The sequence below is a fragment of the Haloferax profundi genome, from assembly GCF_001469865.1.
Taxonomy (GTDB): domain Archaea; phylum Halobacteriota; class Halobacteria; order Halobacteriales; family Haloferacaceae; genus Haloferax; species Haloferax profundi.
This window is the reverse complement of the sequence record NZ_LOPV01000250.1, coordinates 1-916: the sequence shown is the minus strand read 5'-3', so window position 1 is coordinate 916 and position 916 is coordinate 1. Positions and strand designations below refer to the sequence as shown.

Sequence of the window (916 nt, the reverse complement as noted above, 5' to 3'; positions counted from 1 at the left end):
GAGGGTGCGATGCTCTATGCCGCTGGGTTACTCACAGTCGGTCTCATCTGGATTCTCGCGTGGCAACGCCGTACTACCGAGGAAGCGCCCGAAGTTGACTTCTCGGATGTGCTTGACGAGGAGACACTCGAAACGGGCCACGGCGAGGGGCAACTCCTTGACGATGTCGCAGAATCACACAAGACGACGATTGCACCTGCCGCTGTCGAATGGGAAACCCGTGCAGCCCATGTTGGCGAGCAGTGGACAACGACTCTCTCTATTACCGACTACCCGGATTACCCGAACGACGGTTATCTCAGCGACCTCTTCCAACTGACAGACGTCGAGTTCGACCTCACGGCACATATCCGACCAAAGAACCAGCAGCGTGCGCTGAACGAACTCCAAGACATCGCTGACGACCTCCAGGTCGACGCTGATCTCGAAAAGAGTGTTCGAAGTGGCTACCTCCAACAGCGTGCGAACCAAGCCGCTGCGACGTACAACGCTGTTGAGACTGGAACCAGTGTCTTCGATCAGGAACTCTTAGTCACCGTTCGTGCCGACACACGAGATGAACTCCGTGATGCTGTTCAGAGTGTGAAGAGTACACTCCGCGATGAGCCTGCCAGTCTCACGCCAAAGACTGCCATCTGCAAACAGGACTTGGCGATACAATCTGCAGCACCGATCGGCGACAACGTACTGGGCCGTGAATCAATCGCTCTTGGTGGGGCTGTCGGTGCGCTCCTTGCATCGCCACACAATGCAACGATCCTCGAAGAGGGCGGCGTCGAGTTCGGAATCCACAAAGACACCCACAGTCCGGTTGTCATCGACCCGTTTGCTCGTGACAACGGCTATGCGATGTTCACGGTGGGGGACACTGGATCCGGGAAATCCTTTGGCTCAAAGCAGAACTTCATTCGCTCTA

General features: G+C 56.3%; 1 protein-coding gene. It reads left to right on the top strand.

The window, feature by feature from the left end; all coding sequences use genetic code 11:
• Positions 1-916 (top strand): VirB4 family type IV secretion/conjugal transfer ATPase (locus AUR66_RS11635; protein WP_449271635.1); only part of this gene is annotated, 916 nt, incomplete at both ends.